Origin of the sequence: Corallincola holothuriorum (genome assembly GCF_003336225.1) — a bacterium.
Lineage (GTDB): Bacteria > Pseudomonadota > Gammaproteobacteria > Enterobacterales > Neiellaceae > Corallincola > Corallincola holothuriorum.
Genome location: NZ_QPID01000004.1, coordinates 35,909 through 58,120, shown reverse-complemented (window position 1 = coordinate 58,120; position 22,212 = coordinate 35,909). Strand labels below are relative to the sequence as shown.

The 22,212-nt window shown below is 49.6% G+C and carries 18 protein-coding genes and 4 tRNA genes; 7 read left to right on the top strand and 15 right to left on the bottom strand.

The window, feature by feature from the left end:
• Positions 1-6: 6 nt before the first annotated feature.
• Together hda and DU002_RS07830 are read right to left on the bottom strand one after the other, a co-directional pair.
• The gene (gene hda, locus DU002_RS07835) at positions 7-708 is read right to left on the bottom strand and encodes a DnaA inactivator Hda (RefSeq protein WP_114337821.1); all 702 of its coding nucleotides are present in this window, start codon (positions 706-708) and stop codon (positions 7-9) included.
• A 21-nt stretch (positions 709-729) separates the two neighbouring features.
• Complete coding sequence (locus DU002_RS07830) at positions 730-1,896, bottom strand: DUF2066 domain-containing protein (protein ID WP_199405198.1); 1,167 nt, start codon at positions 1,894-1,896, stop codon at positions 730-732.
• A gap of 29 nt (positions 1,897-1,925) precedes the next feature.
• Here DU002_RS07830 and purM point away from each other — a divergent pair, with 29 nt between their 5' ends.
• Genes purM through DU002_RS07815 form a run of 3 tightly spaced genes read left to right on the top strand, consistent with a single transcriptional unit; the run spans position 1,926 to position 4,418 of the window.
• A complete protein-coding gene (gene purM, locus DU002_RS07825) occupies positions 1,926-2,966 on the top strand; it encodes a phosphoribosylformylglycinamidine cyclo-ligase (RefSeq protein WP_199405197.1) in 1,041 nt (346 codons plus the stop codon).
• Between the two features lie 5 nt (positions 2,967-2,971).
• A complete protein-coding gene (gene purN, locus DU002_RS07820; RefSeq protein WP_114337818.1) occupies positions 2,972-3,613 on the top strand; it encodes a phosphoribosylglycinamide formyltransferase in 642 nt (213 codons plus the stop codon).
• Positions 3,600-4,418 (top strand): DUF3108 domain-containing protein, encoded by an 819-nt coding sequence (locus DU002_RS07815; protein WP_158537999.1) that lies wholly within the window; start codon positions 3,600-3,602, stop codon positions 4,416-4,418. Before purN ends, DU002_RS07815 begins: the two co-directional genes overlap by 14 nt.
• On the opposite strand, the gene DU002_RS07810 is transcribed toward DU002_RS07815, so the two are convergent.
• On the bottom strand, positions 4,384-5,151 hold the full coding sequence (locus tag DU002_RS07810; protein WP_114337816.1) for a class II glutamine amidotransferase: 768 nt from the start codon (positions 5,149-5,151) through the stop codon (positions 4,384-4,386). The two genes, DU002_RS07815 and DU002_RS07810, sit on opposite strands and share 35 nt — an antisense overlap.
• Positions 5,152-5,477: 326 nt before the next feature.
• Here DU002_RS07810 and fadE point away from each other — a divergent pair, with 326 nt between their 5' ends.
• Positions 5,478-7,943: an acyl-CoA dehydrogenase FadE gene (gene fadE, locus DU002_RS07805; RefSeq protein ID WP_114337815.1), complete on the top strand. Its 2,466-nt coding sequence runs from the start codon at positions 5,478-5,480 to the stop codon at positions 7,941-7,943.
• Positions 7,944-7,995: 52 nt separating this feature from the next.
• Here the strand turns inward: fadE and DU002_RS07800 are convergent, their stop codons facing one another.
• The 8 genes from DU002_RS07800 to DU002_RS07765 form a co-directional block, all read right to left on the bottom strand.
• On the bottom strand, positions 7,996-8,502 hold the full coding sequence (locus tag DU002_RS07800; protein ID WP_114337814.1) for a GNAT family N-acetyltransferase: 507 nt from the start codon (positions 8,500-8,502) through the stop codon (positions 7,996-7,998).
• 155 nt (positions 8,503-8,657) lie between these two features.
• A tRNA-Asp gene (locus DU002_RS07795) sits at positions 8,658-8,734 on the bottom strand.
• A 47-nt stretch (positions 8,735-8,781) separates the two neighbouring features.
• Positions 8,782-8,858: transfer RNA gene (locus DU002_RS07790), tRNA-Asp, on the bottom strand.
• 128 nt (positions 8,859-8,986) lie between these two features.
• A tRNA-Asp gene (locus tag DU002_RS07785) sits at positions 8,987-9,063 on the bottom strand.
• Positions 9,064-9,098: 35 nt separating this feature from the next.
• Positions 9,099-9,175: transfer RNA gene (locus DU002_RS07780), tRNA-Asp, on the bottom strand.
• A 118-nt stretch (positions 9,176-9,293) separates the two neighbouring features.
• Positions 9,294-10,604, bottom strand: coding sequence for a hypothetical protein (locus DU002_RS07775; protein WP_147271804.1), 1,311 nt, complete (start codon positions 10,602-10,604; stop codon positions 9,294-9,296).
• Between the two features lie 73 nt (positions 10,605-10,677).
• Complete coding sequence (gene dnaQ / locus DU002_RS07770; RefSeq protein ID WP_114337812.1) at positions 10,678-11,418, bottom strand: DNA polymerase III subunit epsilon; 741 nt, start codon at positions 11,416-11,418, stop codon at positions 10,678-10,680.
• A 122-nt stretch (positions 11,419-11,540) separates the two neighbouring features.
• Complete coding sequence (locus DU002_RS07765) at positions 11,541-12,248, bottom strand: class I SAM-dependent methyltransferase (protein WP_158537998.1); 708 nt, start codon at positions 12,246-12,248, stop codon at positions 11,541-11,543.
• 102 nt (positions 12,249-12,350) lie between these two features.
• Here DU002_RS07765 and gloB point away from each other — a divergent pair, with 102 nt between their 5' ends.
• Entirely contained in the window at positions 12,351-13,118 is a 768-nt protein-coding gene (gene gloB, locus DU002_RS07760) for a hydroxyacylglutathione hydrolase (RefSeq protein WP_114337810.1), read from the top strand.
• 67 nt (positions 13,119-13,185) lie between these two features.
• Positions 13,186-14,847 (top strand): lytic transglycosylase, encoded by a 1,662-nt coding sequence (locus DU002_RS07755; RefSeq protein ID WP_114337809.1) that lies wholly within the window; start codon positions 13,186-13,188, stop codon positions 14,845-14,847.
• A gap of 77 nt (positions 14,848-14,924) precedes the next feature.
• On the opposite strand, the gene DU002_RS07750 is transcribed toward DU002_RS07755, so the two are convergent.
• The 4 genes from DU002_RS07750 to DU002_RS07735 are packed head-to-tail and all read right to left on the bottom strand — an operon-like array spanning position 14,925 to position 20,146.
• Positions 14,925-16,208: a fumarylacetoacetate hydrolase family protein gene (locus DU002_RS07750; protein ID WP_114337808.1), complete on the bottom strand. Its 1,284-nt coding sequence runs from the start codon at positions 16,206-16,208 to the stop codon at positions 14,925-14,927.
• A 36-nt stretch (positions 16,209-16,244) separates the two neighbouring features.
• Positions 16,245-18,239 carry a transglutaminase family protein gene (locus tag DU002_RS07745; protein WP_114337807.1) on the bottom strand — a complete coding sequence of 665 codons (1,995 nt, stop codon included), beginning with the start codon at positions 18,237-18,239 and terminating at the stop codon, positions 16,245-16,247.
• Entirely contained in the window at positions 18,236-19,201 is a 966-nt protein-coding gene (locus tag DU002_RS07740; RefSeq protein WP_114337806.1) for a DUF58 domain-containing protein, read from the bottom strand. Before DU002_RS07740 ends, DU002_RS07745 begins: the two co-directional genes overlap by 4 nt.
• A gap of 15 nt (positions 19,202-19,216) precedes the next feature.
• On the bottom strand, positions 19,217-20,146 hold the full coding sequence (locus DU002_RS07735) for an AAA family ATPase (protein WP_114337805.1): 930 nt from the start codon (positions 20,144-20,146) through the stop codon (positions 19,217-19,219).
• 96 nt (positions 20,147-20,242) lie between these two features.
• Between DU002_RS07735 and DU002_RS07730 the strand changes: the two genes are divergently transcribed.
• A complete protein-coding gene (locus DU002_RS07730) occupies positions 20,243-22,198 on the top strand; it encodes a transglycosylase SLT domain-containing protein (RefSeq protein WP_158537997.1) in 1,956 nt (651 codons plus the stop codon).
• Positions 22,199-22,212 lie beyond the last annotated feature (14 nt).

The window sequence follows — 22,212 nt, the reverse complement described above, 5'->3', positions numbered from 1 at the left end:
CTAGAATTAGAGTGATAATACCTGCTTAACAAACGGCACGGTTAATTTTCGCTGCGCCACCATCGAGGCACGGTCAAGCGTATCCAATGTCTCAGTTAACGCCCCCATCTCTCGAGCTACTCGGTTGAGTAAAAAGCGAGCCACTTCATCAGGCATCTTCATGCCACGGTTTTGCGCGCGCTGCATCAACATGGCGACTTTCTGCTCATCATCCAAAGAGCTAAGTTTGGCTACCAGGCCCCAGTCTAAACGGGAACCGAGATCTGGCAGCTGAAAACCACAGGTTCGGGGCGCTCCTTTGGCTGACATCAAAAGTCGAGCCTGGCCTAACTCTCCGACGCGATTGTAGAGATCGAATAACGCGCTCTCCCAAACAGCATCACCTGCGATATGATCCACATCATCAATAGCAACCAGATCCAATTGCTCGAGTCCCTCAAACATAATGGGACTAATTTGAGATGAGATAGACATCGGTAGGTAGGCGACTTGCATCCCCCGGTTTGCCCCATCGGCACATGCAGCGTGCAACAAATGAGATTTGCCACAGCCCGCCGCACCCCACAGGTAAAATGGCTGCTCATTTTTGTCTAGCAATAGCTTCAGCTGCTCTACGACCGAGTCATTTGCCGCGCCGTAATAGCTAGCAAATGTTTCGTCATCAGGCAGATTCAGTGCCAATGGCAGCTGTTTGTCAAACGTACTCAAGCTCGTATCACCAACAAATAGTCATGGTAGCCAGGCATACTCCTGACTCTCTTGGGTAATATCATCCCCAGCCACAACCACCAGGTGTTCATCCAGTTCAATCGCTGCAAGCACCGACGTTGGATCACCCAACAATCCCAGTCGGAACTGTGCTCTGGCACCATTTAAACTCACTAACTCAACCGCTGACACCTGAGTTAAAGAGGCTAGCTGCTTCATCACGGCGACATAGATATCGGGTTGCTCCACATTAACGACCGTAATGGTAATTGAATCAGAAGCCAGTGAGCCGCCCGTTACTGCATATTTACTGGCAAAGTCATCAGCTAACTGATTAACCATCGCCGTCATTAGCTCTTCACGTGCTCCGGTCAATTGTGACTGACCAACATCATTTAGCGGCTGCATGTCAGGCAAAGTCAATAACTGCCAATCGAGCACCCAGGCATCACCCGCCTGAAATAACTTAGCAACAATCATTGCATCGGCAGCATAGCGGCTTGAAGCTTGAGCCAGTGGAGCTTGGAAACGCCCCCAAACATCAGAGACAGAGACCTGCATAGCATCATCAAGATCCATTAGCGGAAGCAAGGATGGCATCCCTCTTTCATCAGAGGCCTGCTTGATAAGCCCAGGCAGCTCTGATGCTGTGCTATCGGCCAAAATATGACGCTCGCCAGCCTTCTCCTCAACCAACCAAACCATCACTAATGGACGGCGGTTGCCCCAGACGCCTTCGTTGGCTTGGCGCAATAAGCGATTAATTCTTTCACTATCAAACTGAACACTAACAAATGTCTGCTCAGACTCCTGATAGCCATACTGAAGCATATAATCTTGTGCTTTCGTCAACTGAGACTTAATTAAGGGGTTTTCTAACACCGCAGATGTCCCCCCAACACGTACTAACACAACTTTAAAAGCCTGCGTTTGTGCCTGGTTCATCTCTGCTGAGCCTTTATCGGAAACAAGAATGTCGACCTGATAGAGGTTATTTACTTCAATAGCCACTGCTTGGCGAGCCGAAAACAAGCCAAATAGCAGCATTAACAGTATGAAAAGTCTTCCTTTCACCACGAATTTTACCCGTCCAGTATGTTGCTGCGGCATCATACCATAACAACGTATAAATGAACCTTTCGCAAGTTGCTCCCTTTCGTCGCCATGCTCTGCTAGAATTGCGCCCAAATTACGACCAAGATCCAAATGAGGCAGCCGTGAGCGAACAGAAGCAATCACTCAGTTATAAAGACGCAGGTGTCGACATTGATGCAGGTAATGCATTAGTTGACCGTATTAAAGGTGTGGCAAAACGAACCCAACGCCCCGAAGTAATGGGTGGATTAGGCGGTTTTGGCGCACTGTGTGAGCTGCCGAAAAAATATAAAGAACCAGTACTGGTAAGTGGTACAGACGGTGTCGGCACTAAATTGCGCCTGGCCATCGACCTGAACCGTCATAGCGGTGTTGGTGTCGATTTAGTCGCCATGTGTGTTAACGACCTTATTGTGCAGGGTGCAGAGCCTCTGTTCTTCCTCGATTACTTCGCCACCGGCAAATTGAATGTCGACACGGCAGCCGATGTGGTATCAGGTATCGGTGATGGATGTGCGTTGGCTGGCGCTGCTTTAATTGGTGGTGAAACAGCAGAGATGCCTGGCATGTATGAAGGAGATGATTACGATCTCGCAGGCTTCTGTGTCGGTGTTGCCGAAAAATCGAAAGTTATTGATGGCACCAAAGTGGCCGCAGGTGACACCCTGATCGCACTGGCTTCCTCAGGCCCTCACTCCAATGGTTACTCGCTCATCCGTAAGATCCTGGAAGTTAGCGAAGCGGATACCCAGCAAGCATTTGGCAACGGCACACTGGCTGATGCCTTACTTGAGCCAACCCGTATCTATGTAAAACCCGTACTAGCCTTGATGGAACAATTTGATATTCACGCCATCTCCCACATCACGGGTGGTGGTTTCTGGGAAAATATACCACGGGTGCTGCCAGCTACCTGCAAAGCAATTGTTGATAGCAAGAGCTGGGAATGGCCAGAGATCTTTAACTGGTTGCAGGAAAAAGGCAACGTAGAAACCCACGAGATGTATCGCACATTTAACTGTGGCGCAGGCTTAGTTATTGCGTTATCAGCCAATGAAGCGGAAGCCGCCGTGGCAGCATTGAATGAAGCTGGCGAAAGCGCGTGGATAGTAGGTCAGATTGCTAAACGTACTGGCGATGAAGAACAGGTTGAGATGGTGTAACTGCGATGCCTAATTGTCGTATCGTCGTCCTGATATCTGGAAACGGTAGCAATCTGCAAGCGATCATCGATAAGTGCCATCTTCAAGATGGCGCTGAAATCGTTGCAGTCGTCAGCAACAGATCTGATGCCTACGGTCTTCAGCGTGCTCGCGCAGCAAATATCGCCGCCAAGGTGCTTGATCATAAAGCATTCGAGAGCAGAGAAAGCTATGACAAAGCGTTAATTACTTTAATTAACGAATTTCAAGCAGACCTTCTGGTGATGGCTGGTTTTATGCGTATTTTAACCCCTGAGTTTGTTACAAACTTCAGCGGCAAAATGCTCAACATCCACCCTTCTTTGTTACCTAAGTATCAAGGCTTGCATACCCATCAGCGAGCCATTGAAGCAGGTGATAAAGAGCATGGAGCGTCGGTACACTTTGTTACTGAAGAACTCGATGGTGGACCTGTGATCCTGCAAGCTCGTGTGCCAGTGTTTGCTGAAGATACAGTCGACGAACTGGCTGCCCGTGTTCACGAACAAGAACACCAGATCTATCCCATGGTTGTCACCTGGTTTGCCTGCGGACGCTTGTCGATGGGCGATGGACAGGCGATACTGGATGGAAATATCCTACCGCCGGATGGTTATGCAAACGACTAATCTAAAACGGGCGCTGATAGGCGCCCTTTTTTTTCTTCCCTTCTCCACTATCGCTGACCAAGCGAATAACTCGGGTACACCTGAGTCACAGAGCAGTGAGCTCGATATCCGCCCCTATCAAGCCGAATACAAAGTGTTCAGAGGGGGCAGTGAATATGGCAAAGGCTCGCGCTCACTCCTGCAAGTTGAGGATGGGCTTTGGTATCTGGAAACCAGCACAGATGTAAGCTGGCTATTTCTCTCGGACCGGCGTCAGGAAAAAAGTTGGTTTAAGGTATTCGATGATCACGTCGTTCCCTTGCAATATAAACAAAAACGCTCTGGCACCGGCCCCGACTACCTCTCCTTCGTGTTATTTGACCACCGCCTAAAAAAAGTAAAAGAGATCGGCGATTATGACGAATTCGAGGCGGTCTATCAGTCAGGCGTTCTCGATGGCGCCAGTTACCAGTTTCAGATGATGCGTGACATTCAGGCCGGCGTGAAAGATATCACCTACCCCATTATTATGAGTGGAGAAAATAAAGAGTACCGCTTCAAACTGATTGGTGAAGAGGAGCTAGAAACACCATTTGGCAAACTGGCTACCGTCAAACTGGAACGGATCCGCGGCAACAAAAAACGCCAGACGTATGTTTGGTTAGCCAAAGAGTATGGCTATGTGGTTGCGCGAATATGGCAAGCCAAGGGCGGCTCAGAGCAAGCCGATCTGCAAATAAGTCATTTCAAATGGTTAAAGCAAGCCCCCCACCCAGAGCTGAAAACAGCGCTTAAAGTATCTGCTCCCCCTGACAAAACAGAGTAAACTCACCGGCCGCCATTTTGTACCACTGTTCATTGATGGTGAGTGGCTGGGTAGCAAACACGGTCACCACGTCATCTGGCGTGGTTTCCTTATGAAAATCCAATTGCCAATCCTGATCTTTAAGCACTGCTTCACCAAACGGGGCTCGACGCGTTAACCAATGCAGATTGTTGCTGCAGTACGCCATGACATACTCCCCATCAGTGAGTAGCATGTTGTAAACCCCCATCGCCCTTAGTTCATCACACAAAGTCGCAATGTACTTGAATACCGCCGGCATGTTTCCAGGCTTGCGTTTGTACTTTTCAGTTAACGCATTGAGAATAAAACAGAAAGCTCGTTCACTATCAGTACAACCAATAGGTAAGTGCTGCCCGACAGGCAGCTTTTTATAGCCCGACAACTGACCATTGTGAGCAAAGGTCCACGATCGCCCCCAAAGGTCCCGAGTAAACGGGTGGGTATTTTCCAAACAAACGCCACCACGGTTAGCCTGCCTGATATGCCCAATCACTGCGCGACTCTTAATCGGGTAGCTCTGTACCAGCTCAGCAATACGAGATTCTGCCGCTGGATTAGGATCTTTAAAACTACGACAGCCTTTCCCTTCATAGAAGGTGATCCCCCATCCATCACGGTGTGGGCCAGTATTGCCGCCGCGCTGCATTAATCCAGAAAAACTGAAACAGATATCAGTGGGTACATTGGCACTCATGCCGAGCAGTTCACACATAATCTTGCTTACCTCTTTATTCCGCTCAATTTTTCGTGGAGGCGGATTTTACTACAGCAAACAAGGTTACTCACTGATTACTGTGACGAATTAAATGACTTTCCTCAATTAACCAGATGAAAGCAGCATTTCAGCAGCGAGAATCAATCGACACTCAAAAATAAATCGATAAATTTCAGACACATAATAAGAATCAAGCAACTATTTGTCATTTCCGTGAATCACATGGGTTGAAGAAAACATTGATCTACATCCATAATGAACTGATAAGAGGTCTGACCTGTATAAGATACAGGACTCATAGCAAACATTAAAAAGGAGACACTATGAATGTTCTCATCTGGTTGGCGGCAGGCTTTGTCGTCTTTGGTATCCTGGCGTACCACCGTGCGTCACTGGCCACATTTACTGGCGCCATTGCAGCCATACTGGTGGGAGCCACGATCAGTGGCGATGCAGGCCAATGGTCATGGTTAGTATTCGCACTTCTGGCACTGCCCTTAAATATCGCAGCGATCAGGCAAACCTACATCAGCAAACCGCTACTAAAGGTTTACCGCAGCATCATGCCCGAGATGTCTTCAACTGAAAAAGACGCCATCGAAGCAGGAACCGTATGGTGGGAAGGAGAGCTTTTCCGCGGCGCACCCGACTGGAGCAAGCTGCATCATTACCCCGCACCGAGACTCAGTGCAGAGGAGCAAGCGTTCCTCGATGGTCCTGTCGAAGAGGTTTGCCGCATGACCAATGATTGGGAGATCACCCACGAGCGCGCAGATCTGCCTCCTGAAATCTGGTCATTCCTGAAAGAACATAAGTTCTTCGCCATGATTATTAAGAAAGAGTATGGTGGCCTTGAATTTTCTGCCTATGCTCAAAGTCGCGTACTACAAAAATTGGTAGGCAGCTCTGCCGTGTTAGCTTCCACCGTTGGCGTACCGAACTCATTAGGTCCCGGTGAGTTACTTCAGCACTATGGCACCGAGGATCAAAGAAACCACTACCTCCCCCGCTTGGCACAAGGCAAAGAGATCCCCTGTTTTGCGTTAACCAGCCCCGAGGCTGGCTCTGATGCCGGAGCGATCCCTGACTTTGGCATCGTCTGTAAAGATCAATGGCAAGGCGAAGAGGTGCTTGGCATGCGCCTGACCTGGAATAAGCGCTATATTACGCTAGCGCCGATTGCGACAGTGTTAGGTTTAGCATTCAAATTGCGAGATCCAGACGGGTTACTGGGTGATGAAAAAGAGTTAGGCATCACCTGTGCATTGATCCCCACATCGACACCAGGCGTTGAAACGGGACGTCGACATTTCCCGCTCAATGTTCCGTTCCAAAATGGCCCGACCCGCGGTAAAGATGTATTTGTTCCCATCGATTACATTATCGGCGGACCTAAGATGGCTGGCCAAGGTTGGCGCATGCTAGTGGAGTGCCTCTCCGTGGGACGCGCAATCACTTTGCCATCTAACAGTGCTGGCGGAGCCAAAAGCCTTGCGATGGCAACCGGTGCATACGCCCGGATCCGTCGCCAATTCAAGCTGCCTATCGGCAAAATGGAAGGGATACAGGAGCCTTTGGCACGGATCGGTGGCAATGCCTACTTGATGGACAGCGTTACGACCATGACCACAGGGGCAATTGATTTAGGCGAAAAGCCATCCGTTCTAGGTGCGATCTGTAAATATCACCTGACCGATCGCTCTCAAAAAACAGTCATCGATGCCATGGATATTCACGGTGGTAAAGGTGTCTGTATGGGGCCTGCTAACTACCTAGCTCGCGCTTATCAAGGCAGTCCCATCGCTGTCACCGTAGAAGGCGCAAATATCTTAACGCGCTCGATGATGATTTACGGCCAAGGTGCGATCCGTTGTCACCCTTACGTCTTGCCAGAGATGCAAGCAGCGATGCTAGCGGATGATCGAGAGGCGCTCGGCAGCTTTGACCGCGCTGTATTTGGCCATATTGGCTTTGCTATCAGCAATTTCTTCCGCGCCACATGGTTAGGCCTCAGTGGAGCGAAATTGGCAAAATCGCCGTTTAAGGATCAGACCAGCCGCTACTATAAGCAGATGAGCCGCTTCAGCGCTGATCTAGCCCTATTATCAGATCTTTGTATGGCGACCCTAGGTGGAGACCTAAAACGCCGTGAGCGTATTTCAGCCCGCCTTGGCGACCTACTGAGTCAACTCTATTTGGCATCATGCGCTTTGAAACGCTTTAACGATGAGGGACGTCAGCAAGAAGATCTGCCACTGCTGCAATGGGCTGTAGAAGATGCGTTATATAAGCTGCAGGAGTCACTACGGGATCTATTGAATAATTTCCCTGTTCGCTGGCTAGGAGCAACCCTGAAGGTGCTGTTGATGCCTTGGGGCGCGCCACTGCGCAAGCCTAGTGACAGCTTAGATCGTAAGGTGGCCGAACTACTGCAAACCCCATCTGAAGCTCGCAGCCGGTTAGGACATGGTCAATACCTAACCGATGAAGAGGGCAACCCCATCGGTCGTCTTGAGGGTACATTAGCCCTACTCCTGAAAGTAGAACCTATTGTTGATGCGATAGCCAAGAAGAAGGGTAAAAAGATACCCTTTATCTTCCTCGACCGGATCGCTGATGAAGCACTGGCTGAAGGCTGGATAGAGCAGGATGAGGCAGCGCTTCTGAAACAGGCTGAAGAGGGTCGCCTCTACACCATTAATGTTGATGACTTCGAAAATGAAGCGTTAGTCGCCGATAAATCAACACTGGTTAATAGTAAAGCGCGCTCATCAGAGAAAGCTGCATAACCCTATCCCCCGGAGTTAATACCAAGCCCGGCTGTGCCGGGCTTTCTTTTGTCTACGAACCGATGCGCTGAATTGCAGTTCCCACACGTTTTTCCAAGCGCAACACACTGCGTCTATCGACATAATGTCCCACCTGTTGAAAGCCAAGCTTGGAGTAAAGCGATAAAGCCGTCTGATTATTCTCAAACACAAAAAGTGAGTAGTAATCTGGTTGCCACAGCGCCTCTCCTAGCGCCATCAACCCCGTTACTAAGCGCATGCCAAACCCGCGACCCCTTGCTTCAGGATGGACCACCAACCTCGCTAAGTGACAGTACCCACCACCCTTCTCCCCCAGTGAAAAACGCAGTTGTCCAAAGCCAAGTAAACGTTGGCTGTTGAGCATTGCAAAGCTTTGCGCGTCAGGCCACTGTAACTTGTGCAACCAATCTATTTCATCCCGGGCCCAGCCCATCTCTGGCCCTCCCCACGAACGAAGATCTGACAAAGCGCTAAACCAGGACCTCAACTCTGCAAGATCTGTGGCGCTCGCCATGCGTAGCTGTGTGTCCTTAACCATCGACTCTTCATCGCAATAGAAACCAGCAGCAAAATTAGCACTGACGCAGGAAAGCCATTAACCCAAAAGACAATTTTGGGTGGCAGATCACCAAAAGATGGAGGGTAAATTTGAGGCAAAAAAAAGCCTCGTAAAAACGAGGCTTTTTTAATAATTGGCGGAGTGGACGGGACTCGAACCCGCGACCCCCGGCGTGACAGGCCGGTATTCTAACCAACTGAACTACCACTCCGCACTAACTGGTGTGAGTATCACTACTCAAAATCTTTGCCGGGATGTTGGCGGAGTGGACGGGACTCGAACCCGCGACCCCCGGCGTGACAGGCCGGTATTCTAACCAACTGAACTACCACTCCGCTGAACCCGACAGCTCAACTAAGCAGCGGCGCTTAGCAAAGCAAACTCTTGGTTAGGGTCAGAGCAAACTATACCCTTTCCCCGACCTCGTGACGGACTTTACAAGTCTCTAGCACGACAAATAAGTTGGCGGAGTGGACGGGACTCGAACCCGCGACCCCCGGCGTGACAGGCCGGTATTCTAACCAACTGAACTACCACTCCACCGAAAAACTGGTTGCTTGAGGTTGCAAGGGAGTTGGCGGAGTGGACGGGACTCGAACCCGCGACCCCCGGCGTGACAGGCCGGTATTCTAACCAACTGAACTACCACTCCAGAATAACTAAGGAACTCAACAGGATAACCTTGCGGCATCTGCGATTAAGCCCCCTCAAGCGCGGCGAGGATAATACGGATTGGCCTAGGGTGAGTCAATACCTTTTTTACCGTTCGGTTAATCTTCAGGCAATGATAGGTCAATTAGCTCTTCATCGAGCTCCTCAACCTCTGGTCCTTTGCTTTTTTCTGCTTCTAATGCCGCTGCTTTGGTCTTTTGCAGCATCATCCATTTATAGACAAACATCATAATGGCAGCGAGTAACAACAGCCCGAAATTAATCCCCGCGATCAACCACCAATTTACGCTGGGCTGAGGTTTATTAACTTTCTGATTAAGTTCGAACAGCTGACGATTAAACTCTTCATCGATCTGGTTCATCAAACGGCCTAACCCAGCTTCAGGCACTCTTTCAGGAGCTTCACCACCAACAACCTCAGCGACACGCTCCTGCGGGGTCGGCGGCAGATTTACAACACTAAACCGTACAACATTGGTAGCCAACGCCATATCCCGTCCCGTGGTCACCGAACGTCCAAACACTTCAGCCTCCATACGGTAGTCACCGGATTCGGTCAATTCAGCAAGTGAAAATTGGGTATTATCTTGGCCCTGTGTGGACAGCGTAAACTCTCGTTCGCGGCCATCCGACGCGAAGATAGTGCCGCTGAGAGCAATGTTATCTAATTCAACCGCGCTGCCATCAAATTGGAAGTAGATAGCGACAGGCTTTTCCTCAACAACAACGAGATCAGCCGTTACCGGCGAAGGCAGAAGGCGTAACGAATGGTTAGCGACACGTTCAAAGGTGGGGTTGTAAACACGCAGGCTCATCTCATATTGGTCAGCTGAGATATTCAGATCCAGTGTACCAGTAAGTACACCGTCACCAGGCGACTCATCAAACTCGGTACCATCGTCGATAAACTCTCCAAGCTTGAGGCCATTGTAGGAGAGATCATAGCTACTACTTAAACCGACAGCTCTTGCCCATATCTCCATTTTTAAGTCGGCGACAAACGGTGCCAAAGCAATGGTTTGCCCACGGTTAACGACCCTCGCCGTTAAACGCAGACGTTCGCCAACATAAAGCTCTTCAGGCAGCGCATCCATCACCAGAGAAACATCGGACATAGTGACCATGCGGTTACGCGGATCAACACTACCAACTACCTGCCACGGCCCAGCCATCGGCTTTTTGATTGTAATGAGATCAAAAGCGGCATCATCAAACCAAGCCACCGACTCTTCAGGATGACGAGACGCATACAGCTTACTACCATCAGGCTGGATCAAAACCACCGGAGCAGAACCGTCGTGACGGTAAATAACCAAGGTGATCTCTTCAATACCGTGATCAAGGCGAAAACGATTTTTAAGCAGCGGACTCAGGTTATCCGCAATACTCGCAAAGGAAAGCAGCATCATTAACGCCGCCCAACAAAGGCTCAGAGATCTAAAAACCAAACTTTTTTTTGTCATGAATGTGCGACGTCTCGGCCTAAGCCTCGCCTCTCCAAAGACAGCTTCCTGCTTTCTTTTCGACACGATCCAGAATTTCTTGATGTTTTTTCAACTCATCTGCGGTCGCCATCACAACTTGCAACGGTGTTCTATCCGCGCCTAAACGGCGGATCTGGCTACCGTCGCCACCGCCGCTTTCAGAGGAGTCACTCAATTCTAGGCTAGTCTGACCGCCGGTCATCAGTAGATAAACGTCAGCAAGGATCTCAGCATCAAGCAGTGCGCCGTGCAGTTCTCGATGGGAATTATCGATACCTAAACGGCGACAAAGGGCATCCAAGTTATTTTTCTGCCCCGGATATGTCTGCTTCGCCAGGAGCAATGTATCGAGCACACCACAAAAATCCGCGGTGGGCTGATAGTTGCCACCGGATAAACGCGAAAATTCATGATCCATGAAGCCGACGTCAAACGGAGCGTTGTGTATGACCAGTTCAGCACCACGAATAAACTCGACAAAATCATCGGCTATCTGAGCAAATCGAGGTTTATCAGCCAGCATCTCATCAGTGATGCCGTGAACTTGGATCGCTTCTGGATCAACCGGCATATCTGGGTTGATATAAACGTGGTAATGCCGACCAGTTAAACGTCGATTAATCACCTCTACACAACCGATTTCGATAATTCGGTGCCCGAGATAAATAGGTCCCCCGCCCTGGTTCATACCGGTGGTTTCGGTGTCCAGTACGACCTGACGGTGTTCATTCGCACTCATCTAGCGTTACTCCAATCCAACATTTTCAAACGACGAAACAGCCTAGCTATCAACAAATATCGATGATAGCAGTTCAGGTGATAGTGCAACATGATGTCATAGCGACGCTACATCAGTGGCAACTACTTCAGAGTATTCGAGCGAACTTGGCCAGCCAATGCCGGCGCTTTCATCCGCTTTGAGTAAGCCCGTAACGGCCTAATGGGCGTCAAGGGCAATTCTCGCTTACGACTAATAAGCAAAGACGCCCCCGCCATTGGTGCCACCACTTTGGCTGCAGACCTCTCCCACCATGGCCAAGCAGGCGTCTGACCACACAAGGAGCCATGAAACAGTGGCTCCTGCCATATAACTTCGTGCCCCAACAATCGCATCCAGTCCTTTAAGCGATGCGGAGACAACATCTGCCCCGTCCAAGGCAGCTTGCTCTTATTACCGGGACAATATTTCGCAGCGCCTAACAAACTGTATGGGTTAAAGGTCAGCGTGATCAGGTGGCCGTTAGCAATCAACACGCGATGCGCTTCCCGCATCAATTGGTGAGGATCAGAGGAAAAATTCAACGTAAACGCCATCAAGCAAGCATCCACACTGTATTCACTGACAGGCAAGGCCTCCAGTGCGCTGGTAATACCATAATCACCGTGATTTCGCCCCAAGCTAACTGCATGCTTAATGGGACAGCCATCATGGCTCAATTGCGCACTTAACCCGCCTAGCTTTAACAGATGATAGCCAAACATCCTTGGCCACCACTGGCGAAGGCGTTCTTCCGCTAAGCCACGCAGCCAGAGCCCATGGGGTAACTGCTGCCAAGTATCAGGTTGCATGCGAACAATATTGCCTCGGTGAGTTTTGAACATACGCTGCAATTCAATCAGCCTTAATGCATAATCAATAGTTAAGTGATTGCCACTATTACAAGGTCTCACATGCTACAAGTATCACCGATTAAGGCGTTTAGCGACAACTATATCTGGCTATTACACACGCTTAACGGCGGTATTGTCGTTGACCCTGGAGACGCCGCGCCGGTAATCGCTTTCTTAACTTCGCAACAAATTAAACTAAAAGCTGTTTTACTCACTCATCACCACAGCGATCATGTCGGTGGCGTAGCCAAGTTGCGCCAAACCTACCCTGAGATCAAAGTCTATGGGCCCAAAGCGGAAGCTGTTGAACATAGTGATATTCAACTTAGCCACGGCGAAATCATCGATGTTGCAGATACAGGGTTGAAGCTTAAAGTACTGGCAGTACCTGGACATACATTAGGACATATAGCCTATTACGGAGAAAACAGCCTTTTCTGCGGAGATACTCTGTTCAGTGGTGGCTGTGGACGCCTATTCGAAGGCACAGCTGACCAAATGCACCAGTCACTGCAACGGCTCGCTTCGCTACCGGACGCAACGGAAGTGTACTGTGCCCATGAATATACGCAGGCCAACCTCGCCTTTGCAATGGCTGTTGAACCAGACAACCTCGCACTGCAAAGCTACCAAACCGCTGTTAGCGCCCTGCGACAACAAGATAAGCCCTCGATCCCCAGCACAATAGAGCAAGAAAAACAGATTAACCCCTTCCTTCGTGTTGACCAGATCACAGTTATCTCCGCTGTCAGCGGCTATCTTGAAAAGTCCGTTAAGGCCCCAAGCGCGGTTTTTGCTGGTTTGAGATCTTGGAAGGACAAATTTTAACCAATTAGCTTGATCCGTTCTTCGATGCTCCTTACCATGTGCCGCCACTGAAGTATGTGAGGTCACCATGAAGCTGCCGTATTCCGCGAGTTTTTCCCTGTTAGCGCTTCTATTGGCTGGATGCCAGAGCACGCCAACCACAACTGCACAAGTTGCAGACACGAATGACAACAACCAAGTCCAAACTGATGTTATTGCGCCTGTCACAGCCGTAACGGAAGTCGCTGTCGATGAAGAAGTTATCCCAGCGGATCCTCCTGCTGTCGAGATGCCAGAGGAACAAGAGCTGAGCACGACACCGGTGAGCGAAGAGCCATTGCCACCAACCTATGATGATCTCTGGCTACGCATTGCCGACCAGTTACATATCGAGGTGCCAGACAACAAACGAGTCACCAGTCAGCGTAATTGGTATAAGAAACACCCCTCCTATATGGATCGCGTAGCAAAACGTGCAGATCCCTATCTTTTTCTGATTGTTGAAAAGATCGAACAACGGGGCCTGCCTTTGGAGCTTGCGCTGTTGCCTATTGTCGAAAGTGCATTTGATCCTTTCGCCTATTCCCATGGACGAGCAAGCGGTATCTGGCAGTTTATTCCTGGTACGGGTAAACGCTTTGGCTTAGACCAAAACTGGTGGTACGACGGCCGTCGCGATATCAGCGCGTCAACGGATGCGGCGCTCGATTACCTTGAGTATCTAAATCGTTATTTCAAGGGTGACTGGCTGCATGCGCTCGCCGCTTATAATTCCGGCGAAGGTCGGGTAAGAAGCGCAATAAAAAAGAATAAGCGACTCGGAAAACCTACCGATTTTTGGTCTCTTTCACTGCCAAAAGAAACCCGCGCCTATGTGCCTAAGCTACTCGCTTTAGGCGATCTGCTGAAACGTAGGGACGAATATGGCATGAGTTGGATGACCATCAGCAATCAACCCAAGGTGGTAGAAATCGAGACTGGATCGCAAATCGATCTAGCGTTAGCCGCCGATCTTGCCGGATTATCTGTCGACCAACTGCATAAGCTAAATCCGGCATTTAATCGCTGGGCCACCTCACCCGATGGCCCCCATGCGTTACTCATACCTGTTGAAAAAGCAGAACAGTTCAGGACAAAACTCGCATCCCTTGAACGAACTGAGCGCCTTAACTGGGTGCGCCACCGGGTTAAGTCTGGTGACAGTCTGAACAAACTGGCAAAGCAATATCACACAAGCACGGGCGTTATTAGGGATGTCAATAAGCTCAAAGGTACCACCATACGGGTCGGTGAACACCTACTTATCCCTGTTGCTGCTTCAGAGCTATCTTCCTACGGTTTCAGTGCTGACCAACGGTTAGCAAAAACACAAACCAAACCTCGGGCATCACAGCGCATCAACTATAAGGTCAAAAGCGGCGACAGCTTATGGGAGATAGCTAAACGCCATAAGGTAAATGTCAGGCAACTGGCTAAATGGAATGGTATGGCGCCGACCGATACCTTACGTTTGAATCAAAAATTGGTGATCTGGAAGAAAGGCAAGCCGGCAACCACAGGTAACGGCAACGCCACCACCAGGAAGATCGCCTACAAAGTCCGTTCCGGCGATTCACTCGCCCGCATCGCCTCAAAATTTAAAGTATCGATAAGCGATCTTATGCAGTGGAATCAATTGGATAAAAATAAATATCTGCAACCAGGTCAGATGTTACGCCTGTATGTGGATGTCACGCAGATCAGTTCTTAACTGGCAAATGAACAACGGCGACTGAGGTCGCCGTTGTTCATTCTCATACTGTCCCTATCTCACAGCCGTTATCAGCGTTAATCACAAGATGAGCTTGGCCAACTATCTATTGGCGGTTGCCCTGCTCCATCAACGACTTGCCACCGCTGGCGACCTAGTCGACCTATCGCTGTATAGACCAAGTCTCCAACTTGCAAGTAACCAAGATGATCAGCCGCTTCCATCTGCCTTTGCAAAAACAACGCTCGGGCACCATTCAAACTTAACCCGGCATCAATAAATAAACCTAGCTTATCTGCCAGTGACGGCGCCTTAATCGCAGTCCCACCGGGCGTTCCTGTCAATATGAGACTGCCTGCCGGCAACTTGCCATCAGCTAGGTGCAATGCCGCAGGAACACCATAGCGGTCACGCATACAGGTTAGAGATTGCCGCTGATATCTGTCTGCAAGTATCTGCAAGATACGGTAGCCATTAAAAAGCATTTGCGAGCTGAGCCCCTGTTGCTGTGTACGGATAATAAAGCCGCCTTCATCTTGCACCAGCAGACTCAGAGTCAAACTGTGGCGCCCCCCCTGGCGCCAGCTCGGCTCTATATCACTACCATGGATCATCCATGGCCCCAAGGGCAGGTAACCGGGGTGAGACTTGCCCTGCACATAGCCAGTATCTGGTGCAATAATAATGGGCTCGCGATCAGATAATTCATTTGCGACCATAAAGGCGATGTTATGGGAGAAAACAAATTCATCAGGCAAATTATTGAGATCGATTTCTTGTAACAGGACGAGCGCTAACTCCACTTCGTAATCAAGCAAGGCAACTTTTTCTGTCGTTCCCAAGCGATAGCCAATAGGCACATCCTGATAGGCCCCCGTTGGTGCTGTGCGTTTAGCAAAGAGCAGAAGGTCGTCCTCAGAGGCTGAGCTGCTAAATCCAGTTTCGGAGCGATGATCTGCATAATTAAGGCCCGCGGCAACAATAAATCGTTGCTGGTCACGCAGCGATTTTTCACTTATCTGAACCGGAGACAAAATACGCTCTGCAAGCTGCGAGCTATCTACCTTTTCGATAGCTGATGACAGCACAGGAGTAGTACGGACGTGCTTAAAAGCTCTCAGGAGCTGTGCTAATTGCTCATCATCTGTGACCTCACCACAAAACGATGGATCAGACCCTCCCAAGTTTTCGACCTCGCTCGGCGCCCCCTCAAAGGTGACAACCACTCGCCCCATGCAGGTTACGCCGCTGTCACTGATGAAACGCAGCACTCTTGGCGCTTCATTCGCTTGCAACAGCATAGAGGTGAGCAACCCAAAGCCAATAATCAAGCTGTTCGTCAAACCATAAGGTTTACTCACGCTCGCACTCCCAAATGCAATTAAAAATTAATTAAATCATAGCTTACGCCATATTTTTTTCATGGACTGCCAATGGCTAAGTTGATTGCTTTCATCTATTGCTTGATAGCGTAGCGCCCGATAGTGAACAGCGATCTGTCGATACTCTTCTTGCTGCAACAGGTCTGCAGCTCTGGCTAAATAGCTGGCAAAGCTCTCTCCGTCATCTTTAGCAATACCTTTGGCTAGCAAGCGTCGCTGTACTTTCCGACAAAAGCGTTGCATTGGTGAGCGTGGCCTTTGCCAGTTGATCTTGCCAAAAACAAATAGCAATCCCGCTCCTGCAAGCAAACTACCCAAGCCAATAAATACCATCTTCCAATGGGACAACTGACCAAACAGATGACGCAATAGCGATAATTGCTGTTCATTACTGTAATTGAGCACCCAAACAGTCCAACGGTAGTCCACCAGCGCCATCAAATGACGCATCTCTGTTATCCAGCCAATATTGCGATAACGTACCAAACTAAATGGATCACCACTGACAAACTCATCGGGCGTTGCCAAAGCATCCTCTAGAGAGCCTAACACCCGCTCAGGCGCAACGGCGGCAGTAGGGTCAACCCGTCGCCATCCCTCACCATCGATCCAGATCTCAACCCAAGCATGCGCATCGAATTGGTAGATGGAGTAATAATCTGCGCCAGGGTTATACTCGCCACCCAGATAGCCCGTCACGACCCGAGCAGGCACGCCAGCGGCCCGCATTACAAAGGCATAAGCGCTGGCGTAATGCTCACAAAATCCGGCTTGGGTTGAAAACAAAAATTGATCAATAGGATCATCACCTAATAACGGCGGACGCAGGGTGTAGAAATATGCTTGCTGACGAAAACGTTGCAGGATCACATCACTGATCTCCTCCGCAGTATCATAACCAGCCGCCAATTCCTCTGCCCACAACCTAGCTTCAGGGTTGCCACGGGTAGGTAGGTCGAGATTGCGCTGGCGTCGCTCATCAGTCAACAGTTCACTCTGTTGGCCATTAATAACGCTTGCAACAGCATACTGCTTGGTTTTCGATACAATTCGTCTAGCGTATAAAATGTTGCCAGGCGCATTCAATACGCTTCGGTCTTCGCTTCTTGGGTTATCCAGGCCATACAACCAATTGCGAAAAGTCGGCTCTGCAATGATGGTATAGTAAACGCTACTGCCTTTAGCCGGATAAAACTCTGGGCGAGCAGCGCCACGCAGAACATCCCTCTTCCAGGTCTTCACCGTCGGATCTAAACGCCAACTGCGTCCGGTAAATTGCTCGTGGACCATGGCGCGCCAATAGAATTGATCCCTACTAACCCCTGCACCGCCATCAAAAGTCACCCGAAATGCCAGTTTACTGGAACGCCCCAGCTCAGCGATATCCCCAGGGCTGACCTCCTCGCTTAGGCCAGTGACGGACTTCTTCGCATCAGGCATTTTCCACAATGGCCCTAGCCGCGGCAGAATAAGGAAGAGGATCAGTGCCAAAGGCAGTGCCGCCAACAGCTGTCGAAAACTCGCGGAGTAGGAGTAGCCCTGAAGCACCACAGGCAACTGACAAAGATGCATACAATAGAAACTCAGCAGGGTCACCACTAACAGGTAGGCAGCCATCCCCATACCTTGCTGAAAAATAAAGCTGACGCCAACCAAAAAGATACCAATCAACACAAGGGTGTATAGATCCCGCAATCCCTTTAGCTCAATAAATTTAAGCGCGTAAGCAAACAGCAACAAATTGATCATGGTCGCTAGCAAACCCAGCTGCCTAGCCAACAACACCAATGCCACTGCGCCCCCAAGGCTGAGAGTGGTCACCACAAACTTGCTAGGTAATCGCCACCCTAGCCACAGGCTGCCGGCTCGCCAACCAATAGCAAATAGGCTGATGAGATAAAAAAGAGGATAAATCTGATCATAAATAGGCAAGATTACCGCCCAGTGAACCAACATCAGGCAGAAAAACAAGCGCCGGCTATCCACTTGCGAAGGTACCACCGCTGTCATGCTTCTCCTCCTGTGCCAAAAAGCGCAAGCGCCTTGAGGCACGTTTGACGATGTTTCTCCCCCAAGGAAGGCGTTATACGCTCTGTGCCTAAATCTAATCCGTAGAGGCCCCCTTGACGGCTAAGCTCCTGCACCCGGTAGCAAAGTTTAGAGAGACGCTCTTCAATATCCCGCCCTGGCGTATGCATCAATACTAACCAACAGGTTTCCTGTTCTGGTTGCTCAAACTGCTTGGTCATCATGCCGCGCCCCTGGGCATATTGCTTCCAAGCCACTTGGCGTAACGACTCTCCAGCCTGATAGCTACGCAAAGATTCAAATTCTTCATTGCCCTTGGCTGTTGCTGTTTCGCCCTCATCCTGATTTAGCCCTGATTGGCTGCCTCTCAGGGGCAGTTGGCAACCAATTGGCTTTGGATAAGCCAATGTGGTTTGGCCAAGATCAAGGTGTGTCCAAGTGCGAAACAAGCCTAAAGGGTAGTAACTCTCTAGCGTTAGGCGTCCCGGCTTGAATCGCCCCCTTCTTGTCAGCCTCTTTACGACAGTTACGCGAGCAACCTCAGGTTCGGTCAGTGTTACGTAACTCGCTGTTTCCGTGCCGAACTTGAGTGCGATCTGGATATGGGGTTGAGACGCTTTAGCTCGGACATAGAAACTTCCATAATCTCCAACATAACCTTCGGAAGCTGACTCACTGGATAGATGCAACCCGGAAAGATTACGAAAGCTATGCCAGATACTGCCAACAAAAATACTCACCAGAAAGAAAGCAAGAAACAAGGCCAAATTATTTGAGTAATTCGTCCCCAGCAAGTACACAGCCAGTGTGGTCAAGAGATAGGCCCAGCCGAAATTACTAGGAAAGATAAAGATGTTACGTTGACTTAGCGCAATCTCTTCACTGGCTGGAATACGGCGAACTAACCAAGCGTCAAAAAGAGAAGAGACCCAACGTTTCAACATAAAGAAATACCGCCTCTAAGCTGCTCTATCTGGGTCAATTTGACTAAGCAAGCGTTCACTTAAACCATAACTATCCATCGCACTCACCTCCAAACTACTGCGAAGGCGATGCTCAGCCACCGACGGCAGTATTGCTTGTAAGTCTTCAGGTAACACATGATCTCGACCGTCAATATAAGCCCAGGCTCTGGCTGCAGAAAGCAACATTTTGGTGCCTCGGGGGGAGAGCGGATTTGGGTAACGTTTGTCCGCACGAGTTTCATTTACCAGCGCAAGCAAATAATCGAGTAATGGATCTGACACATGCACCTGCTGCACCGCTAGTTGCATGCGCACCAAATCCTCTACCGACATCAACGCCTGAAGGCTTGCAATCACCTGCGCTTGTTCTCCCTGTTCGAGCAACATCCGTTTCTCTGCCTTGGCATCGGGATAACCCAAAGAGATCCTCATCATGAAACGATCTAGCTGAGATTCAGGCAAAGGAAATGTGCCAGACTGATCCACAGGATTTTGTGTCGCAATAACAAAAAAAGGCGCAGGCAACTGATATGTGGTGCCCTCAATACTTATCTGACGTTCCGCCATCGCCTCTAATAATGCACTTTGGGTTTTAGGACTGGCACGATTAATCTCGTCTGCCAGCAACAATTGACTGAACAAAGGCCCCTTATGAAAGTCAAAGCTTTGGGATGATTTGTTAAAAATTGAGATACCGATCAGATCGGCAGGCAACATATCACTTGTGAACTGTACGCGCCGATAGCCTAAACTGAGCACATTAGCTAATGCATGGCTAAGTGTTGTTTTCCCCATGCCGGGGAGATCTTCGATCAGGAGATGCCCTCCGGCCAGTAAACAAGAGACGGCGAGACGAATTTGATGAGACTTTCCGAGCACTACTTGATCAAGCGCCTTCAGAACCTGCTGGACCTGTTGCTGCATAACGACACTTCCTACGATGACTTTTCTCTTATACGTTTCAGTGTACGCGCTGGATTAGCTAAAGAAAGTGTTAAGCAAGAGGATGTTACAAATTCCTTGAACAGACCTACTGCAGCACGATTCTTCGCACCCATTGGGCTTGTCTCAATACTGCTGTTGACGCTGTTATGCAGCTCGACGACCAGAGCTGAAGATGGCGGACACTTGGCAACGCAGAGAAATCAGTATCAACAAGCACTGCAAGCAATAAATCAAAAAGATTGGCCACAATATGAAAGCTTAAGAAAACAACTAAATCACTACCCGTTGGCCATCTACCTCGACTATTACCGCTTAGTACCCAACCTCTCCCATGTTAGTGGTGACCAGGCATTAGAGTTTATAAACTTAAGTCAGGGAACCCCGCTATCGATCCGCATGAAAGGTAAATACCTTTTTAAGAGCGGCGCTGAACGGCGCTGGGCAGACTTTCTGACAGTAAGCCCCGACGCCCCCAATGATCCGCGGCTAAAATGCTATTACTACCGTGCTCAGCTCGCTGAAGGTCATAGCGAAACCGCTTGGCAAGGCGCCGAAAAGCTCTGGGTGTATGGCAAATCTCGCCCTGATGTTTGTGACCCTCTATTTAACGCATGGCGAAAAGCGAAACCATTGACCGATGAGCTGATCTGGGCACGCATGCTGAAGTCATTTGATGCGCGGCAAAAATCCCTACTGAGCTATCTAGCGAAGCAAGCCAGCCCTGCCCTAACGCCGACCGCGAAACTACTACTCAAGCTTTATCGGGATCCCGCAGCACTGCAAGACGAACTGCCGCCAAGTGGATCACCCTACGCTGCAGATATTGTGTCCCATGGCTTACAAGCACTAGCGCGAGAAGATGCTGAAACGGCACTGAAGCTTTGGCAAAAAGCACAACTCACCTACCGCTTTTCAACTCAGCAACGGACCGCGGTAATAAAAACAATAGCTCAACGTTCTAATTTTCAAAGAGTTACCGCCAACAAAGTATGGCTTGATAGTCAACTCAGCCATATAAAGAATGATGTCATCACAGAAACACGGATCCGCTGGGCCCTCAAAGATGAAGATTGGAACAGCGTATCAAAGCTCATCACCTACCTATCAAAGAAAAAACAGCAAGATGATAGCTGGCGATTCTGGCGCGCCATCAGTTATCAGGAACTTGGGTTAGCGCAAGCTGCTATACCTATTCTGGATCAGCTAGCAGAGCACCGATCTTATTACGGCTTTCTCGCCGCCGATCTGCGCCAAAAGCCCTACAAGCTCAATAACAATAAAGTCCCTGAAGCGAGCCACGGCCAAGCGCAGCTGGTTAACTTAGCCGGTTTTCGACGGGTTGAGGAGCTCATGTATCATGATGAACGCCAACTGGCCAGCAGCGAGTGGCGTTTGTTGCTCCAAGGCGTTGAAGAGAGTGAACAGTTACAACTCGGTTTAATGGCAGCAAAACAGGGATGGCACAACCTCGCCATCTCCGCAGCCAATACAGCGGCTGCCTGGGACTCTTTGGATCTTAGGTTTCCCACCCCCTACCTCGATACCTTTGAACGCTATGCCAGTAAAACTGGCGTAGAGAAGAGTGAATTGATGTCCATTGCTCGCCGAGAGAGCGCATTTTACCCATTTGCTGAATCGCGGGTTGGTGCCAGAGGGTTGATGCAGCTTATGCCAGGCACAGCAAAGATGGTGTCGAAGAAACTGGGAGGGGCGAAACCCAGCAAACGTCAGTTATTTGATGTGGAAACCAATATCAAACTTGGCAGTGCCTATTACAAAGAACTTTTGGAACGCTTTTCTAACAACCGAATCTATGCCGTTGCCGCCTACAATGCAGGCCCCCATCGCGTTGACCGTTGGCGAAACACAGACATTACAGCACTCAGTGCAGCGCTTTGGATAGAGACCATTCCTTTCAAAGAGACTCGAGGCTACGTGCAAGCGGTGCTGTCATACAATGTGGTGTTTCGGCATATGATGGGACAGCCAGTACCACTGCTGAACCCACATGAAAACACGGCGACATACTGAGATAAAATTAATAA

Coding starts and splice junctions, on each gene's coding strand:
- DU002_RS07755 (WP_114337809.1), top strand. CDS start 13,186: ATGAAGCTGCCGTATTCCGCGAGTTTTTCCCTGTTAGCGCTTCTATTG.
- gloB (WP_114337810.1), top strand. CDS start 12,351: ATGCTACAAGTATCACCGATTAAGGCGTTTAGCGACAACTATATCTGG.
- DU002_RS07810 (WP_114337816.1), bottom strand. CDS start 5,151: ATGTGTGAACTGCTCGGCATGAGTGCCAATGTACCCACTGATATCTGT.
- DU002_RS07735 (WP_114337805.1), bottom strand. CDS start 20,146: ATGCAGCAACAGGTCCAGCAGGTTCTGAAGGCGCTTGATCAAGTAGTG.
- purN (WP_114337818.1), top strand. CDS start 2,972: ATGCCTAATTGTCGTATCGTCGTCCTGATATCTGGAAACGGTAGCAAT.
- DU002_RS07740 (WP_114337806.1), bottom strand. CDS start 19,201: ATGTTGAAACGTTGGGTCTCTTCTCTTTTTGACGCTTGGTTAGTTCGC.
- dnaQ (WP_114337812.1), bottom strand. CDS start 11,418: ATGAGTGCGAATGAACACCGTCAGGTCGTACTGGACACCGAAACCACC.
- DU002_RS07800 (WP_114337814.1), bottom strand. CDS start 8,502: ATGGTTAAGGACACACAGCTACGCATGGCGAGCGCCACAGATCTTGCA.
- DU002_RS07775 (WP_147271804.1), bottom strand. CDS start 10,604: ATGATGCTGCTTTCCTTTGCGAGTATTGCGGATAACCTGAGTCCGCTG.
- fadE (WP_114337815.1), top strand. CDS start 5,478: ATGAATGTTCTCATCTGGTTGGCGGCAGGCTTTGTCGTCTTTGGTATC.
- DU002_RS07815 (WP_158537999.1), top strand. CDS start 3,600: ATGCAAACGACTAATCTAAAACGGGCGCTGATAGGCGCCCTTTTTTTT.
- DU002_RS07765 (WP_158537998.1), bottom strand. CDS start 12,248: ATGCAACCTGATACTTGGCAGCAGTTACCCCATGGGCTCTGGCTGCGT.
- DU002_RS07745 (WP_114337807.1), bottom strand. CDS start 18,239: ATGACAGCGGTGGTACCTTCGCAAGTGGATAGCCGGCGCTTGTTTTTC.